Below are 19,111 nucleotides of genomic sequence, written 5' to 3' on the forward strand. Positions count from 1 at the left end.
GTAAGATCATGACAACGATTCAATACAAAGAAATTCAATATGACGGTCACTGCCAAGTTGAAATCATTGATGAACAATTGGCACTTGATCTTGAACACTTTGCAGAAGCATGTGGTCAAAGTACCGAATGGGTACTCAAGCTGATCGATTATGATATTTTGCAAATCTCTGTCGATCCGCAAAGCTATCAGTTTATCGGTGAAGATGTCAGTCGCGCTCGGCGTGCCTATCGCCTGCAACGTGACTTTGATGCAAGCCTGTCAGCAGTAGCCGTGATGCTGGATTTAATCGATGAAGTGCAACAGCTTCGCAAACAGCTCAAACATTTTCATTAACCAATATTCTTAATTTAACGAACAACTAGATAAAATCTGATACTCGAGGGGGTCATCCACAACCTGAGCGAAGATAAACAAAGCACTGCTTTGTCTGAAGCACAAGACGAACAGCTATACTGTGAGTATGGTATCAAAAGTGAACCTTGCGGAGCTTTAGTCGCTCCTCATGTGGATGACGGTGCCTTTGCTCTTGCGAAGCTTTAAACGCTTCTCAGGGCGAAACCAAAGTAAGGCGAGCCTGAACGAACCAAAGCGATTAAAGCTTTGGTGAAGTGCAAGACGAAGTAGTTAATCCTGAGAACGGATGAGAACTCAGTATGACTCCGCTAAAAATTACTTTTTAACAATGAAATATTTGAACGAAATCTGTTATTTCAGCTTGGTCATTTTCTCCACCTCTTTCAGCGTTTGCTTAATCGGTTCGTAGTCCAGAAACCATAGCAAATTCAGATTACGCTGTTTATGTTGCTGTGCAAGCAAATCAATCACACTCCTTTCACCGCGCCCAACCAGATGCTGACGATAGAAATAATATAGCAGCAACACGGTACTCATCAGCATTACGCCCAGTATGATCCAGAATCCAACAGGTGATTTCAGCCCGGGAATAAACTCGAAGTTCATCCCATACACACCCGTTAATAAGGTCAATGGTGCAAAAATGGCCGTAATAATCGCCAAGATGCGCATGTTTTCATTGGTTTGATTGGCAATCGCAGAAAAGTGCAAATCGATAGCCGACTGAATCGCATTACGCAAACGTAAGGTATGTTTCTGTACCCGTTCGACATGGCTCATCAGATCATTCAAACGCACCAGTAAAATGTCTTGCGCCTTATGCTTATGCTCACCCACGACATGATGATAATTATCGACCAGCTCATCTCTAAACTCCTGCAAGGTTTCAATCTGCTCCTCACATAAATTTTCGATTTGCTGAAATGCCATGTCTTCATGAAATAACTGATGCCATTGCTTAAATCGACGATTACCCTGTAACAACTGCTGCTGCCAATATTCAACCCGTCGCGTTAACGGTGTGCGCAGATTCAGATAGCCATCAATCATGCTGTTCAGTAAGCGCAAGCAGAGATCTGCAGGTGTCGTAGGTAATTTACGTGGTTTATTCTGCTCGGCGATCGGACGTCCCATAATGGTCTGTAGACGCTGTATATAGCTTTCGACTGCCTTATTGCCCTGCTCGCGTACACTCACCAGAAATTGTGGCGTCAGGATAAAACTCATTGGCGTGGTGGCGAGCCCAAAAACACTCTCGTGAGATTCCAGAACATTCTCACTTTCAAGAATTTGGTCATCTGGGCTAATTAATTTACGGAACACCAAGAGATCGTATTCTTCAACCGTATCAAAAGCACAAGGATGTTCAATATTGAGTAAATCGCGCATATGGAATTCATTCAAAACCAATCCCGTATGCCGACAAATATCGCTTTGCCACGTCTCGTTATGATTGACCAGATCCTGTCTTAAACTATCGACCCACAAAAATTCCAGCGCGTGTTCTGCTTGTTGTTCTGTACTAATAAAAATTGTATTTTCACTGTTATGGCGATAAAAATAATAAAGCTGCATAGGACAATATGAATTTGGATAGCTACTGAAATGCTGCCATGAAGCGTGGTAAAAAGCTATCGCTATTCAATCCGCTATTTACTGCACAATAAAAAAGCCTCACATGGAGGCTTTTTTAACAGATAAAAGATTATGCATCTTCTTTAACGATACCGTGCTTTAACGTCAAATCAAGTTGTTCTTTATCTAATGCGTTATCCCATTTCGCAACCACGATAGTTGCACATGCATTTCCGACAAGGTTGGTCAATGCACGACATTCAGACATGAAACGGTCAATACCTAAAATCAGCGCCATACCTGCAACTGGAATTGCGGGTACGACTGAAAGTGTAGCTGCCAAAGTAATGAAGCCTGCACCTGTGATCCCTGCTGCACCTTTAGAGCTCAGCATCGCTACCAATAGAATGGTGATCTGTTGAGTCAGCGTCAATTCGATATTACATGCCTGCGCGATAAACAAGGCTGCCAAGGTCATGTAAATATTGGTACCATCCAGATTAAATGAATAACCTGTCGGAATGACCAAGCCGACCACTGATTTTTCACAGCCCGCCTTTTCCATTTTCGCCATCAATGAAGGTAATGCTGCTTCAGATGAACTGGTACCGAGTACCAACCAGAGCTCATCTTTAATATAACGAATCAGATCAATAATTGAGAAGCCGTTATAACGTGCGACTGCACCTAGAATTACAATGACAAACAGTAAAGCCGTAATATAGAAGGTCGCAATCAGCAACATCAAATTACCAATCGAGCTAATCCCATACGCACCAATGGTAAAGGCCATTGCACCAAACGCACCAATCGGCGCGAATTTCATCAACATCCCAACCAAGGTGAAAACTGGATTGGTCAATTGTTGAAGAAAGTCTGTGACTGGACGGCCTAAATCACCTGATTTTGCCAAAGCCAAACCAAATAATACAGCAACAAATAGAACCTGAAGAATTTGTCCCGATACGAATGGGCTGACCAAAGTATCTGGAATAATATTCATTAAGAAGCCAGTAATCGAAGATTCATGCGCCTTAGCTGCATATTCATCGACTTTGGTGCTGTGCAAGGTACTTGGATCAATATTTAAACCATGACCTGGCTCAATCACATTTCCGACAATCAGACCAATAATCAAAGCCAAGGTTGAAAAGGTCAGGAAGTAAATCATTGCCTTCGCGGTGACACGCCCAACACTTCCAATATTTTTCATCCCTGCAATCCCTGTTACAACCGTCAGGAAAATCACAGGAGCAATGATCATTTTCACCATTTTAATGAATGCTTCGCCCAGCGGCTTCAAGCTTTCACCAAACTCAGGAAAGAAATGACCAAGTAGTATCCCTGCAACAATTGCGAAGATCACTTGTACATAGAGAATTTGATAGAACTTTGGTTTCTTGGGAGGTTGTTGGTCATCTTGACCTGCGGCTACATGATCGACAAGCATGTGCAATATTCCTTCATATTGAGATGAACAAATAGACTTCCGACTGTCTATCTAAAACCACATAAATACGGCAGGCACGGAAATTTGGGGAATTCTACGTTAGTTGTTGGGCTCAGATTTAAAGCATTAGACTAATGTCTAATATAAAGAAATTTTATGTTTACAGTTTCAACTTTTTATATTTATAACAATCATTAACTTAATAAAAAAAGCGCATTGTTTGTACAATGCGCTTTTTTTAGTCGAAAGACTGAGCTAGCTTATGCTTGCTCGATATCTTTCATTGTCAACTTGATACGACCACGGTTGTCGACATCAGCAACTTGTACTTTAACTTCCTGACCTTCTTTCAATACGTCAGTCACATTCGCAATACGCTCATTTGAGATTTGTGAAATGTGAAGTAAGCCATCAGTACCCGGCATGATGTTGACGAATGCACCAAATTCAACGATACGGATCACTTTACCGTCGTAGATTTTACCTGGTTCAACTTCAGCAGTAATCGCCTGGATTTTTGCAATCGCAGCTTTCGCAGCTGCTTTAGTTTCACCAAATACGCGCACTGTACCATTGTCTTCGATATCAATCGCAGCTTTAGTTTCTTCAGTGATTTGACGGATGGTTGCACCACCTTTACCAATCACATCACGGATCTTGTCTGGATTGATGTTAATCACTTCAAACGTTGGTGCATTCGCACTGATTTCTGCACGCGCACGTGAAATCACTTTATTCATTTCATTGAGGATGTGCATACGACCAGCAAATGCTTGGTTTAATGCAACTTCCATAATTTCTTCAGTGATACCTTCGATCTTGATGTCCATTTGAAGTGCAGTAATACCGTTTGCAGAACCTGCGACTTTAAAGTCCATATCACCTAAGTGATCTTCATCACCCAAGATGTCAGAAAGAACTGCGAAACGCTCGCCTTCTTTCACTAAGCCCATTGCGATACCCGCAACTGGTGCTTTAAGTGGAACACCTGCATCCATAAGTGATAATGAAGCACCACATACAGAAGCCATTGAAGATGAACCGTTAGATTCAGTAATATCAGAAACGATACGAATTACGTACGGGAAGCGGTCAGCCGCTGGAAGCACAGCTTGAACACCACGACGTGCTAAACGGCCATGACCGATTTCACGACGCTTAGGACCAGATTCACGACCAGTTTCACCTACAGAGTATGCAGGGAAGTTATAGTGCAACATGAAGTTGTCAGTTTTCGTACCTGAAAGGGTATCAACCATCAACGCATCACGCGTGTTACCCAAAGTTGTTGTAACCAATGCCTGAGTTTCACCACGCGTGAATAACGCAGAACCGTGTGCACGGTCTAATACGCCAACTTGTACGTCGATACCACGAACAGTTTTGGTATCACGACCATCAATACGCGGCTTACCAGACAAGATGTTGTCACGTACTGTACGGTATTTAAGGTCTTCAAATAATTCATTTACTTCGTCAGCAATACCAGTTTCGTCATTTTCAGGAACGAACTGAGCAACCGCTTCTGCATAAAGTGCATCAAGTGCCGCATAACGGTCTTGTTTGATTGCAATGGTATATGCTTCAGAAATCTTCGCTTCGAAAGCTGCTTTTAATTGCTCAAGAAGCACTTCGTTTTTGCTTGGAGCAACCCAAGTTGATTCAACTGCGCCCGCAGCAGCAGCAAATTCTTTAATCGCTTGAATTGCGATTTGCATTTCGTCATGACCGAAAAGAACAGCACCAAGCATTTGGTCTTCTGAAAGCTCTTTTGCTTCAGATTCAACCATTAATACTGCAGATTCAGTACCAGCAACAACAAGATCAAGGTCAGATTGTGCAAGTTGTTCGAAGTTCGGGTTAAGAACGTATTCACCGTTAATTAAACCAACACGCGCACCACCGATTGGACCACGGAATGGTGTACCTGCAATTGACAATGCAGCAGATGTACCGAGCATTGCAGCAATATCGGCATCCATGGTTTTGTCAGAAGAAACAACAGTTGCTGTTACTTGAATCTCGTTGAAGTAACCTTCTGGGAACAACGGACGGATTGGACGGTCGATCAAACGTGAAATTAAAGTTTCAGCTTCAGAAGCACGACCTTCACGCTTACCGTAACCACCAGGGATACGACCAGCAGCATATTGTTTTTCTTGGTAGTTAACAGTCAACGGGAAAAAGTCTTGACCCGCTTTTGCTTTAGGTTGGGCAACAACTGCAACCAGAACAGTCACGCCACCCATGGTAACTAAAACTGTATTGGCTTGACGTGCAACACGACCCGTTTCTAAAACAACTTGATGTTGACCAAATTGAAATTCTTTACGAATGATATTAAACATTGACATGTATTATATTTTCCTAGTTTTATTCTAGTGAGACCCCTAAGGTTTGGCATTCAGACCACCACTAGCGTGTGGATAAATGACAAAGCTTAGAAGCCATCGCACTAGATCAAAAATTTTTAAATAAAAGTTAAACACAAAGAAGGAGCGAACAAGCGCCCCTTCTAAACTCACCTAACGGAAATTAGGCGAAACTCTCTTTTCAGCGATAAGGCATTGCAACATGCGAAATAGCGAAAACAAAGTAAAATCGAATTAACGACGTAAACCTAATGCGCCGATCAAAGCAACATAACGACCGTGATCTTTACCGTTTAAGTAGTCAAGTAATTTACGACGTTGGTTTACCATACGAATCAAACCACGACGGCTGTGATGGTCGTGTTTGTGTTCTTTAAAGTGACCTTGCAAATCATTGATTTGAGCAGACAATAAAGCAACTTGTACTTCAGGTGAACCAGTGTCGTTTTCAGCACGAGCAAATTTAGCGATGATCTCTGCGCGATCTGCGTTAGTTAAAGCCATTCGATTTCTCCGAGATGCTTAAAAAATAAAATGATATTGATCAGTTGAAAACAACTGACTGCCGTGCATCACTACAGCAAGGCGCTATTTTAAGTGATCTATCGCTATATTGCAAAATTGTTTTATGTTTGCTGGCATTTCGGCAGCTGACAGCATTGCACAAAATAGGCACACTACCCTTGCCCTGTTTAGATTCATGACAGAGGAAAAAAGAAAATGAAAAAATTGCGAGGGATGCGTGAAAATTTTATCAACCAATACTTGCTACGTTCCACATGACCTCAATCAGGTGATTCGCACCAAAGATGAAGTTTCGGCTGAATTGGGTGGCATGACAGAAAAGCAGATTCAAAAAATCTGGAGCAGTGTCGAAGCTCTCTATAAAACGGGGAATTATCCACTCATCACCTTATGTTTACGCCGACAGGGACAAATTCTGTTAAACCGCAGTATTGGTTATGCGCAAGGCAACTCGACGGAAGGCTTAGCGCCTGATGCCAAGATTGCAACACCAGATACACCTGTCTGCCTGTTTTCTGCATCTAAAATGGTAACAGCCATGTTAGTGCATATGCTGGATGAGCGTGGCGACCTGAATTTACTTGATCCGATTAGCTATTACATTCCTGAATATGGCGTCAATGGCAAACGCCGTGCCACGATTTTTCATTTACTTTCGCATCGTGGCGGCATTCCACGTATTGATAGCGAAGTAACGCCAGAGCTGCTCTTTAATCAGGAAGAAATCTTAAAACTGCTTTATGCCGCGAAACCAGTTTCCCCTTCAGGTACGCATCTTGCCTATCATGCCGTCACTGCGGGTTATATTCTGGGTGAAATCGTTCAACGCGTGACAGGACAAAGTGTTCGAGAGTTCCTCGCGGAGCACATCGAAAAACCGATGGGCTTAGACTATTTCAACTATGGTTTAAAACAAGAATATCGCGATAATGTTGCCTTGAACTATGCCACAGGGATTCATCCAAGCTTAGGCACAGATTTTTACCTCAACCATGTGTTAGGAGGCGGCCTGCAACTGGCGGTGGATGTCACCAATGATCATCGCTTTATGGATACGATTTGTCCTGCGGGTAACATTTATACCAGTGCTGAACAGGTGGGACGATTTTTTGAAATGCTGCTCAGTGGTGGTGAATATCAAGGCAAGCAAATCATGAGTGAAAAAACCGTATTCCGCTCAACCTTACCGACCTCTGGCATTAGTCTGGATCGAACCCTCTTGGCACCAATGCGCTATGCGTTGGGCCCAATGCTGGGTAGTAATCCTGTCGGCTTATTTGGTCCAATGACAGGTCAGGCATTTGGTCATATCGGTTTCTCAAATATTTTGTGTTGGGCTGACCCTGAACGTGACATTAGTGTGTCATTGCTCACCACAGGTAAATCAGTCGTAGGTACACATCTGCCTGCACTGGCAAAAACGTTGTACCAGATCTCCACAAATTGTCCAAAAATTCCGAAAAATCAGCGCCGCTCACTGTTTGCGACAGATCGTACTGAGGCGGATCTGGTTTAGCACTTAAATTAAGACAAAACCTCAAAACAAAAAAAGCCCAAGTTCAACTTGGGCCTTTGCGCTGAGGTTTTATAATTATATTTTGCTTTATTTTTCTTGTTAACTCTTCTTCTCCTTTCACATTCACACCCTCTGAATGATCTTACACACATCATTGTCTTTATTATCTCGTTCTTGTGTGTGCTGTTTCTATACTGACTATTCTGTCAGAATCAATTGTGGAGAAAAATAGCATTTTTCTTATCTCTGTGTAAGATAAAACGTACAAGTCTGTATAACATTTAACTTAATAATAACAAAAAATTGTTCTACAACAGAATTCTCATTTCTTCTTTTTATCTGACTTGATTCAACGCACACAAAGTGACAAAAACATGAATATTCACGTTTTTGAGTGGATTATAGAAATAGATTGATGGTGAAAAATTTGACGTACTGGAACAGTAAAAATAAAAAAGCCCTGTAGTCTCTCCCAAAACTACAAGGCTTAGCGGCTGTAAGTTTCCTCTCTTATCACTTACTTCACTGTAAGTTCGCTGTCATCACGACGTTATTATTATATTTTTGCGATTTACCTAGCTTTCCGTGCTAGGCTCTTTGTGGGTACATAATCTCAAAAAGCTTCAATTTGCTCTAGCGACAATATCTCGAATCTTTGTAAGCTTTTACTTACAAAAGCTCATATTTTGTAGAAAAAGTTCACAATATAACCAAATTGATCTTTTGCACTAAACCACTGCGGCGTACTGTTCGTGTTGTGAGCGCCTGTTGTAACGCATTTGGATCAGCCAAAATACTCACCACTTTTTTCGCTCGGGTGACCGCGGTATAGATCAGTTCCTGACTCAGCAATTTCTCCGCACTTGCATCCAGTACAATCGCGGTATGAGTAAACTCGGAACCTTGAGATTTATGGATCGTCAAAGCAAACGCGGTCTGCATATTTCGTGGTAAACGATGTGCTGCAATCCATTTGTTCAGGCTGGGGAAAAAGACTTCAAACTGCTGAGGTTGGGTTCTATGTTTGAAGCAGATCCCGATATCCCCATTGGAAATACTGAGCTGGTAATCATTATAGGTCATCATCACTGGACGCCCGATATACCAGTCCCCTACGGCAATTTGTTTGAGTTGCTGGTTCAGCCATTGTTCAGCATGACGATTCAGCTGTTCAATCCCCAATTGTCCGTGGCGAATCGCGGTTAAAATACGATAGTCATCGAAGGCCTGAATCACCTGTGAGGTATATTGCTCAGGTTCATCTGCCTTTAGATAAGTTTTTAATGCCTCAACATAGCCTTGAAAACCATACATTAATTTCTGCTGTGCTGTCGTAATATCAGCCTCATTCTGTTCTGGCAGATATTCAAGCTGAATCAGGTCAGGCATATCTTTAGATAAGACCACTGCTTGTAAAGCTGTTGCTGGTACGATCTGGCTTTCCAGATTTTCCAATACAGAAGCAGCTTCTGCCTGATTGTGCTGATCCTGAATAAATCTTGCCAGTTGTCCAATCTTGGCCTCTCCAGAGAAACGACGACTGGTTTGCAGTTGCACCCGATTCTCCGCCAGTGCAGGAACTTGCTGTAAATCAGCCAAGACTGAACCAACATCAACCGAAGCCAACTGATTGGCATCTCCCAATAAAATAATGCGGCAAGCATCAGATACCGCTTCAAATAAGGCAGTTGCCAGATTTAAATCCAGCATTGATGCTTCATCGACCACAATCACGTCATAAGGTAAAGGTTGTTTCTGGTTAAAACGAGGAATCTGCCGATTACCCATGCCCAATAAACGATGCAAGGTTTGTGTATTCTGATGGCGTAATTCATCGGTAATCAGTCCCGAAGCCACCAGTTTTGAATCATTAAATGAGTTCTGTAATGCTTCCTGCATACGTTGTGCTGCTTTGCCTGTCGGGGCTGCCATGGCAATCCGAATATCAGGAATCATCTGATTCAGGGCAGCAATAATACGTGCCAACGTATAGGTTTTACCTGTACCCGGCCCGCCTGTAATAATACTCAGCCCTTGTTGCAACACCATTTTCAATGCTGCTTGCTGATGTTGATCACTCAGTAAATCGTGATAATCCTCAGCTTGAATGGTCTGAATCGTTTGTCGCTTTAATCGACAAATCTGATGAGCGAGGCGTTGCTCTAGTTGCCAATATCGGTATAATGCCAAGCCCTGCTGATCATAGACGCACGGCGCCACCTGAGTGGTTGCAAGCTCACTAGAAACAGCAAGATCTCCGAGGGCTTCAAGCTGTAGTGGATTAACTTCAATACAACTATCGCCTTGCAAGCTGGCCTCAACCAGTTGCTGCAATACTTGTGCAGCGCCAACGGACTGAGATGATTGAGAAAATGTTGCTTGTGTGAGGTAGTTACTCCACATATTCAACCAGGTCATTTGCTCAGGCTGATTATCCACTAGCTTGTCCACAGAGTTATCCTCAAACTTACCCACACGCTTGTCCACAAGGTTATAAACATATTTATCCACATGATAAGTTTTTGTTTAGTTTAGCTTCATACATTTTATCTACACCATTTTTCCTGCTTTATCCTCAGAGAAATATCCAAGAATTGCATCCAAACGCAAGATAAATTCGTCCTCAGGTTTCCAGTACAGACTGCCTTGATCTTCTTGCCCATTCATCCCACGTAAATATAAATAAGACGCCCCGCCCAAATGCTGCTCTATGCTGTAGTTCTGCAATTTCACGCCCAGATAACGGTGCAACGCGACCAGATATAAAGCCGCTTGTAGCCAATAACTAGAGAGCGACATACTTTCTGCAATCTGCTCATGTTGGTAATCGGCTTGGTCCGTACCTAAATAATTACTTTTATAATCGGCAATATGGTAACGCTGCCCATCGAAGTAAACCAAATCGATTGAACCATTCAGATAACGGGCAGACTTGGCCTCAAGCAGTTCAGGCATCTGGATCTCATATTCTTCAAACAGTTGCTGCACACGCTGCATTGCCAGCACCCGATCCGATAACGCCAGATAGAATGGACATTCCGATAGATATTGCCCCGCGAGCAGTTGCTTTAATTGAAAGCCCTGATTCAGTGGCGTTACCAGTACATCCTGCAACCATGCCGCAATCCATTCATACAGTTGCTGTTCTGGTTGCTCCTGCTCTGGAAAGTGCTGTTGATATTGTTCGAGTAAATCGACCCATAAACTTTGATAGGTATTTTTAAAACGACGGCGAATTTCCTCAATCCACGTTTCTGGACGCTGAAAATCAATCTGCTCAAAAATCTCATGCAGAAAGTTGCCCGCCAGCGTGCCTTTAGGAAAGTATTGCTTAATCCATGCGATCGGTTGAGAGGTCGCTAAACTCTGATGGCTGGCAAGATTAAGTTCATCTTCGGCCTGTTCAAAATCGGGGTCGATATTTGCCAGTCGGTCAACGCGATTGGCCTTGTGCTTTAGATGCTGCGCCAGATAACTGAAACTGGTCTTGCCACGTGCATAAAAGCGTTGCTCAGGTAAAGGCTGGGCAGCAAGCGGGAGCTTTTGTTTGTCCTGCTGATGATAGGCGGCATACGGTCGTTCAAGTACCAAAGCCTCATCTGCACAACAAGGATGCTGAAACGGCTCACCCTGATTTTTCCAGAATGCCAGACCAGAAAACTTATTTTTATCCCCTTTTTCAGGTTCAAATACCGCATAAACCCGATGGCTGGCACGCGTCAGTGCCACATACCATAAACGGTTTTGTTCAGCTAAGGCGCGTTGCTGATGTTGATCTAGCTCAGCCTGCTGTAGAAAGTTTTTATCTGCGACAGCAACCACCCGTTGGGTACGAATCTGCCCTGTTTCTGGATGCTGAATCTCCGCAGTCGAAAAGTTTAGACTCTTCTGCATTTCAGCAAAGGCTTTGTTGGCACCAAGCAGAAACACGATTTTATATTCCAGCCCTTTGGACTGATGAATCGTCATCAACTGTACACCGGCTTCACTGGACAGCTTATGTTCTAGTTCCCATTCACGATCACTAGGCGAATGCAGTTGTTTGAGATACCAGTGATACAGATTTTGTATACCTTGCACATGTTCGCTGTGCTGACTCAGAATATCGGTGAGATGACGTAAATTGACCACCGCACGCTCATTATCTTTACTCTGCGTTGCCACCAGTTGCTGCCAGATGCCAAACTGGTTTAAACAACGTTGCCACGCCGCCAGAAAACCTTGATTGAGCCACATTTCCCGTATTTCATCCAGTTGCTGGATATAAGCACTTAAGCCTTCTGGACTTTGCTCAAGTGCCAACAAACGGGTTAAATCAAAGCCAAATAAACGGCTCAGTAAGGCACGCTTTAATTTGGCCTCATCATAAGGATTGAGAATGGCGGTTAACAACGCCCCGATATCCTGTGCAATCGCTGAATCAAAGACACTGCGTTTGGAAGGACGGTTGACCCGAATCCCCAAACGTTCCAATACGTATTGCACTTCATCGAGTTGGCGATGGCTACGGGAGAGTACCGCAATATCATCTTCGCAAATGGCTTTAGGGGCTTCACCCTCCAAATACAGTTGTGTTGCATGCGCCTGATTGAGCAGGGTCTGTATTTTCCAGGCCACTTGGGTCGCTTGTTCATTGCCATCCTGTAGTTGCAACCAGCGTAATGGTGCGGGATTGATCTGATTATTTTCAATCAAGGCAGGATGTGGACGCGATCCCGCCTGAATCGGGTCATACAATACCTGCTCACCAAAATCAGTCTGTCGCTGGAACAAGACATCCACCACCTCGACCAGCTCTTTCACTGAACGATGGTTATGAATCAGCTTATAGACACGCCCCTGCTTTGCCATAATATCCTGATGGGCATTCAGGAACGTCAGCATATCGCCGCCGCGGAAACCATAAATGGCCTGTTTACGATCCCCGACCATGATCATGCAGCCCTTTTTATAGCGCTGTGGATGCCGCCAGATGCTGGCCAACATATCATCCTGATCTTGGTTCGTATCCTGAAATTCATCCACCAGAATCAGCGGATAACGTGCCTGTACAAATACGGCAAAACGTTGTCCCTGCTCGCCTTTTAATGCTTCAGACAAGGTTTTAATTTGCTGGGAAAATGTGGTTTCGCCCTTTTGCTGCAATACTTGTGGCAGCCTTTTTTTGACCTCAATACACAGATAGGCCTTTAGATAAACCTGTAATTGTTCAAATTGTTGCTGTGTTTGTTGTAATGCCTGACCAAGCGCTTGTAACTGTAATATTGCGGGATGCTGATAAAATCCATCACTAATGTCTGCAGGACATTTCTTAAAAATTTTCTGATTATCGAGCTTGTCTAAAAATTTGAATAAGACATCGCGATCTGCTTCAAAATAAGCATCAAAAACCTGTATCGATGCAGATTGCTTTAAAGCATTTAATAGCGCAGGACAATGCACTGTAAACAGCTTATTAAAAGCATGGTTGCGGAAAGACGTACCATTAATATGTGAATAATGCGCACCATCTAGATTAAAATATTCAGCCAGCTCGGCCAATTCAATCTGTTCAGCTTGCTGCTGCCATTGTTGTAATTGCGCCAATTCAATCTCAGGCATGGCTGGTAATTTAAATTGAGCTGAACTAAAGTTGAGGGAACTCTCGACCATCGAGACAAAATGGTCGACACTCTTGAGACCGCCGACGCTATAAAGTGCATCAATCACTTGTTGTGGTTGAGCCTGAATCCACTCACGCAATACATCATGAATCAATTGACGAGTATAGCTTTTTGCATCATCAGTAATCTGTGCCGCTTCGATCTTGCCACTTTCAAAAGCAAACTCTCTGAGCAACTTCTGGCTAAAGCTGTCCAGAGTTCCGACAAATAATTCATCTAACTGATCAATCACCAGTTTCAAACGTTCACAGGCGTAGGCAATACGAGGTGCAAAAGTCTGTAGAACTTGCTGTTTGAGCGGATCCGACTCTTGTACAGCCAATGCCTGAATATCCTGTTCCAGCACGGTACGTAATGGTTCCAGAAATTGCTGCATCTCTACCAGACGTAAACGGATACGGCTTTTTAACTCGGCAGCGGCGGCACGGGTAAAGGTGGTTGCAATGACCTGATTAGGCAGATATTTCTCCAAGAAAATACGCACCATTAAGCTGGACAGTGTATAAGTCTTGCCTGTCCCCGCTGAGGCTTCAATCAGATGTAGACCTTCGAATTGAATATCCCGAATCGGTTGAAAAGACGTATTTTCTATAGATGACATAAGCCCCATACTCTGAAACTAAAACGATGCGCGAAGGCATGGCAATCATTTTTAATCATAACTGATTGTATTCGAACTTTCACAGCCGTTGTGCTGAGTCCACATCTCTCCGAATAGATGTTATACATCTATATTTCATCGTATTTCAGGATCTATCGCGATGAATATAGGCGATACGGGATATGCAACAAATAAATTCGAAGGAAAATAAATCTATGAAAAATATTATCTTTCTATCTGTCATTATTGGGGCAACTTTAGTTAGTGGATGTAGCAAGTCAAATAATAGCTCGACAGCCCCGAATCATAGCGCCACAGCAGATACAACAAAAGATGACATTTCAGGTCATGATGACACAAATCACTCATCCAATACTTTTGCTATTCAAAATATCCCCATCTCAACCCATCAGTTTGGAGAGTTTCCCTTTTTTAATCTTCCAACAGGGTTGATCACCACTAACCCACCGATTCAACGTAAATATGACATCGTCTACTTTCCTATTAACGGAGTGATGACGCCCATCGAAGGCCGTGTATGGAAATCTCATATTTCTCTAGAGAAACCAGAAAATGGGGGCTGGTCTCTGCCTTACTTCTTAAAAAGTTACGATGATGCAATCACTGCGGTCGGTGGGAAAAAGATATTTGACGGAAAAATCACAGATCAAGAATATAAACGCTATCACGATCAGGCACCCTATTTAGGTGAAGATGGCTCGATTGGCTACGCGGATCAGGACATTAAAGTCTATATTATTCGCAGGCCAGATGGCGATGACATCTACCTTCAACTGACTGGCGATACCGCTTCTGGCCGCGTCAACATTTTACAAGAAAAGCCATTTAAACAGACCATCACATTACTCCAGTCAGAGGAGATCCAGCAACAACTGGAAGATACAGGTAAAGCCATTCTATATATTAATTTCGACAGCAATAAAGCGACCTTAAAACCTGAAGGCATGGTCAGTATTCAAGAGATCAAGGAGGTACTCGATAAAGATCCTCAACTTAAACTTGAAATACAGGGCTATACAGACGATATAGGCAGCGCTGAGCATAACCAGAGGTTGAGTCAGGCACGTGCAGAAGCCGTCAAGAATGAGCTTGTTAGAGCCAACATTTCATCTGATCGGCTTCAGGCAACAGGCTTTGGACAGACTAAACCGATTGCAGATAATCAGACCGAGCAAGGAAAAGCGAAGAATAGACGAGTCGAGCTGGTCAAACTCAATGCTGATTAACAGTCCCCATACTCCAACGCTTGTTGATATAGGACAATCAAGATATTCCTACACTCAACAAGCGGGCGTTGCCGATCTGCTATTCCACACGTAAAAATTCAAAAATAGGCTGGTACAAGCAATAGGAATAGTGATCACAAGCATATTGCAATAATGCTGCTGCATCCTGTTCTTGCAAAATAAACTGCCAGTCCCGATGTAACTTACAGGCTTCATTCTGGGTCATATCAAAGCCAGAGAAATCGCCTGTATCATTCCAATCTTTCAGCACCTGCTTTTGACTATCTTCCACGAACACCTGCTTTGAATCCAGTTCAAACCATTCGTATTGTTTAGCTTTTTCCAGTGGCTTCAACATCAATGCCGCAGGTAAAACCACAGGCTGTTGTTGTGCAGTTTGCCATAGTTCCAGCCACGCCTGTAAATAAGTCTGTGCTTGCTGGGAACTCAAGCCTTCACAAATCACGGTCTGATCACTAAACACCACGATACGGCGTTTTTCAGTCGCAGCTTCATGATTCAATACAGTTAACCACAACAGATACTCTAGCCAGACCTTGGCAAGACGTTTGGCACGTGCGCTTGAGGCATCCAGACTAATCCAGTCCTGCCCGATGTGTTTCGGGGTCATACAACCGATCTGTAAATGTTTCGACACCCGCCAAACACGCTGTGTGGTTTCTGTCGGCGCTGGAGCATATTGCTGCAAACGTTCCAGTAAACGCTGTTGCTCTAAGCGGCTTTGCTGCCAAGCACTTTGCTGGACTTTGCCAACAGGCAACTGATCTTGTAATAACTGAGGTGAAGTCTTGTCATCATGCTGCTGTAAAAAATGACGAATGGCATATTTACCCAAACCATCTAGCAATAGAGGCTCAGTTTGATCAACGAGTTCTGTTGCACTCAGGTTTTCTACACCCAAAGTTTTTAAGTACAAACGGGCTGGGAAAGTGACATCCTGAATCCATTGCTGACCATCCAGAATCAGCATTTCATTATTTTCAACGGGATAAACGGTATTGACCCAAGCCGCTCGTTCGCCTTTTTCCTGCTGGATTTGCGAAGCAACTTTAAACCATTGATCTTGAAAACGAATATGGCCTTGTTCTGCCATAAAGCCTAATGGATCAAAGGGTTGTAAGCGATGAATATAGAAAAGTGGATACAACTGTGTCGGGAGTTGTAAGGCTGCAAATTCTTTAGAAAAATCCTCTATATCTCCAGAGTCACCCTTTTTTAAAGATGGGCTGAGAGAAATCTCCCCCAATGAAGTCTCTCCCTTTGAGAGAGATTTAGCGAGGGGCGGCTTTATAATCAGTGCCAAATGATCGCGGAAGTTCTGTAATACACTAGATGGCTCTCGTACTTCACCATCATTCACATCAAAACCATTATAGAACAACCATAATTGTTCCTGCGCCAGCAAGACCGCATCTAAAAAAGCGCCCTGATCATCTTCCAGACGAGAACGATCCCCCAATTGCTGACGTAACGCATCCATCAAATCAAAAGGAATATGACTATCACGATTTGGAAATTTTCCTGTATCCAGATTCAACATCACAATCAGTCGATAAGGAATTGGCCGTATCTGACCGATCTGGCTAAAGGTAATTTGCCCTGTGGGTTCAACCTGCGCTGACTGGCTTTCCAGCGTCCGTTGAATTTCTTCAATGATATAAGGCAGAGGCAAAGAAATCTGGCGTAACTGGCTTTCCATATCTTCATAATAACTTGCCAGCGTCAGCATACGCTCCTGCTTCTGAATAATCTCACGCACAGCTTTTAAGGCCACAATATCTGCCTGCTCAAACTCTTGAACATCTGCTTTCAGGCGTTTTAGCCATGTCTCTACCGGTAAGCGCTGGCCTTGCTCATGCGCTACCAGCCAGTGACGTCGCACCGACAAATCCTGATATATCTGGATCAGAATACCAATCAGTTCAAAATCACTTGGTTGTACCCCTGCATAACTTAAAGTTTGCTGCACCATTACATGCGCAGGCACGGCAATACCTAAAGCCAAACGATCTAAAGCAAACTTAAAGCTATAACGGTAATCTTGATCATCGGCACTTAAACTGTGCTTGAGATGCTCCTCATCCAGACCGCGTTTAAAACCCGCTTCATTTAGCAAGGTCAGGATGCGTTGTGCCTGACTATAATCTAGTCCATAACGCTGTTGGGTTGCCGATAGATTCAACCAGTCAGCAAAATCATCTTGCGTCATTCGGGTTTGTGTCAGTTGCAAACGCCCCAGCACTGCCCGCCAAGCATTCAGTGCATCGAGCTGGGCCACACCTGCAATTTTAACGGGTAAGAACACATCATGATCATTGGGTACTGAAGGGAAAACACTACGAATCAGCGGCTCAAGCTCAGCCAGATTCGGGGTAAGAATCAGAATATCGTTGGGACGACGTGGTGATGAATCTGACTGGGAAAGCCAATGTAAGAGCTGTTCTTTTAACACCTCCAGCTGTCTGAGGCTCGAATGACAGACATGGAACTGAACCGATTTATCCTCGGCTGCCAATTCATATTGCTCAGATAATGGCTCTGCCAGATAGAAAATATCCGACTGGATTTTGCCCAGTAAGGTCTCGGGGAAATAATCTTCAAATGCATCGACCCATTTCCCCTCCTCGCCCGTTGCAAGTTGCGATAACAAGGAAAAGTGATCACGCGCCTGCTTGCCTAAACGGGTGAGTAAAGGATGACGAGATTCACGATTTAGGGCATTAAAACCTAAACTGAAACGCTCAAAAAAAGCAGCAATTTCTGCATCGGTTGCCTTGGGATGCTTGGCAATAAAACGTTCTTTCACACCCAAGTCATAACGTTGCTTCCACAAGGGATCGACACTATCCGCCCAATATTCTTGTGAAGGGTTATAGTGCAAAATCACCACATCAAGATATTGACCTAAACGGCGTAAAAACTGCAGCTGGCTGGGTGGCAAATCGAGCACCGTAAAAACGATCACCTGATTCGGTAATTGTGCTAAAGCTTTTGCCCGTGTCTGCTCATTGTCTAAAGTCTTCCAGAAATCAGCATCAATCCCCTGCATTTCAATAAAGTCATCATGAAAATAGTTTTGCCATAACCAGCGCTGCCACGCTTCCAGTTGCTCGGTCTGGTTTAAGCTAAAGGCTGAGGTCTGCTGATCCGTCTGGGCGATCAGCTGTTCAATATCCAGTGCTTTATTCTGTCCCCAAGTCGAGAGCCAGTTGGTTGTGCAACTGCATTCACTGCGACAGCCTTTTTGACAATGACCGCGATAAATCATGTAGTTATTAAAGAGTTGCGACACCTGCTCCGCCACCCAATACAACATGCTCTGCTTTTTTAACTGTTTTTCTGTGCCCTGCGGTAATTGCGCCGCACTGTCATAAATGCGCTGCACAATTGAATATAAAGGATGATCTGTAGCAAGATCGAGCTGATCAGCACGGATAAAGGGCTGTAAGGCTTGGTGAATACGCCATTTTAAAATTAATCGTGGAATATTGGCCTTTCGCACCTGCTCTTTATTTTCAAGCACCTGCTGATAGGCATACCACTGAAAACCACGAATACGCTGATGAAACTGATAATTGGCGGTCATGCCTTGCTGTTCAGCAATTTTCTGTGTTAACCATTGTTCTTGTGCAGGACTCGGGACAATAAAATGCTGGGTTTTAAACACCTGAAAAGGTGAATCACTGGGCTGGGTAATTGATGCCATCACGCCTTGTAATAACACTTCAAGACGTTGACTTTGAATAACATGAATACCCATGTATTAATATAACCTCATCAAAAAA

General features: G+C 43.4%; 9 protein-coding genes and 2 pseudogenes. 3 read left to right on the plus strand and 8 right to left on the minus strand.

The window, feature by feature from the left end:
- The first annotated feature begins 8 nt into the window (after positions 1–8).
- Complete coding sequence (locus EC846_RS15175; protein WP_004774148.1) at positions 9–335, plus strand: chaperone modulator CbpM; 327 nt, start codon at positions 9–11, stop codon at positions 333–335.
- A gap of 372 nt (positions 336–707) precedes the next feature.
- Here the strand turns inward: EC846_RS15175 and EC846_RS15180 are convergent, their stop codons facing one another.
- The 4 genes from EC846_RS15180 to rpsO all read right to left on the minus strand — a co-directional run bounded on the left by EC846_RS15180 (position 708) and on the right by rpsO (position 6,257).
- The gene (locus EC846_RS15180; RefSeq protein WP_123775666.1) at positions 708–1,931 is read right to left on the minus strand and encodes a magnesium transporter CorA family protein; all 1,224 of its coding nucleotides are present in this window, start codon (positions 1,929–1,931) and stop codon (positions 708–710) included.
- A gap of 130 nt (positions 1,932–2,061) precedes the next feature.
- Positions 2,062–3,381, minus strand: a complete 1,320-nt coding sequence (locus tag EC846_RS15185; protein WP_123775667.1) for a dicarboxylate/amino acid:cation symporter — start codon at positions 3,379–3,381, stop codon at positions 2,062–2,064.
- Between the two features lie 260 nt (positions 3,382–3,641).
- Positions 3,642–5,729, minus strand: coding sequence for a polyribonucleotide nucleotidyltransferase (gene pnp, locus EC846_RS15190; RefSeq protein ID WP_171410041.1), 2,088 nt, complete (start codon positions 5,727–5,729; stop codon positions 3,642–3,644).
- Between the two features lie 258 nt (positions 5,730–5,987).
- The gene (rpsO, locus tag EC846_RS15195; RefSeq protein WP_004774141.1) at positions 5,988–6,257 is read right to left on the minus strand and encodes a 30S ribosomal protein S15; all 270 of its coding nucleotides are present in this window, start codon (positions 6,255–6,257) and stop codon (positions 5,988–5,990) included.
- 238 nt (positions 6,258–6,495) lie between these two features.
- Here rpsO and EC846_RS15200 point away from each other — a divergent pair, with 238 nt between their 5' ends.
- The gene (locus EC846_RS15200) at positions 6,496–7,794 is read left to right on the plus strand and encodes a serine hydrolase domain-containing protein (RefSeq protein ID WP_123775669.1); all 1,299 of its coding nucleotides are present in this window, start codon (positions 6,496–6,498) and stop codon (positions 7,792–7,794) included.
- 699 nt (positions 7,795–8,493) lie between these two features.
- On the opposite strand, the gene recD is transcribed toward EC846_RS15200, so the two are convergent.
- Together recD and EC846_RS15210 are read right to left on the minus strand one after the other, a co-directional pair.
- On the minus strand, positions 8,494–10,245 hold the full coding sequence (gene recD, locus EC846_RS15205) for an exodeoxyribonuclease V subunit alpha (protein ID WP_213071319.1): 1,752 nt from the start codon (positions 10,243–10,245) through the stop codon (positions 8,494–8,496).
- A gap of 99 nt (positions 10,246–10,344) precedes the next feature.
- The gene (locus EC846_RS15210) at positions 10,345–14,058 is read right to left on the minus strand and encodes a UvrD-helicase domain-containing protein (protein ID WP_123775671.1); all 3,714 of its coding nucleotides are present in this window, start codon (positions 14,056–14,058) and stop codon (positions 10,345–10,347) included.
- Between the two features lie 215 nt (positions 14,059–14,273).
- On the opposite strand from EC846_RS15210, the gene EC846_RS15215 reads away from it, so the two are divergent.
- On the plus strand, positions 14,274–15,305 hold the full coding sequence (locus tag EC846_RS15215) for an OmpA family protein (RefSeq protein ID WP_123775672.1): 1,032 nt from the start codon (positions 14,274–14,276) through the stop codon (positions 15,303–15,305).
- 79 nt (positions 15,306–15,384) lie between these two features.
- On the opposite strand, the pseudogene EC846_RS18630 reads toward EC846_RS15215, so the two are convergent.
- Both EC846_RS18630 and EC846_RS15220 read right to left on the minus strand, forming a co-directional pair.
- A pseudogene (locus EC846_RS18630) lies at positions 15,385–16,494 on the minus strand (exonuclease V subunit gamma); the annotation flags it as partial.
- A gap of 113 nt (positions 16,495–16,607) precedes the next feature.
- A pseudogene (locus EC846_RS15220) lies at positions 16,608–19,086 on the minus strand (exodeoxyribonuclease V subunit gamma); the annotation flags it as partial.
- Positions 19,087–19,111 lie beyond the last annotated feature (25 nt).

Origin of the sequence: Acinetobacter sp. BIGb0102 (genome assembly GCF_003815055.1) — a bacterium.
GTDB lineage: Bacteria > Pseudomonadota > Gammaproteobacteria > Pseudomonadales > Moraxellaceae > Acinetobacter > Acinetobacter vivianii.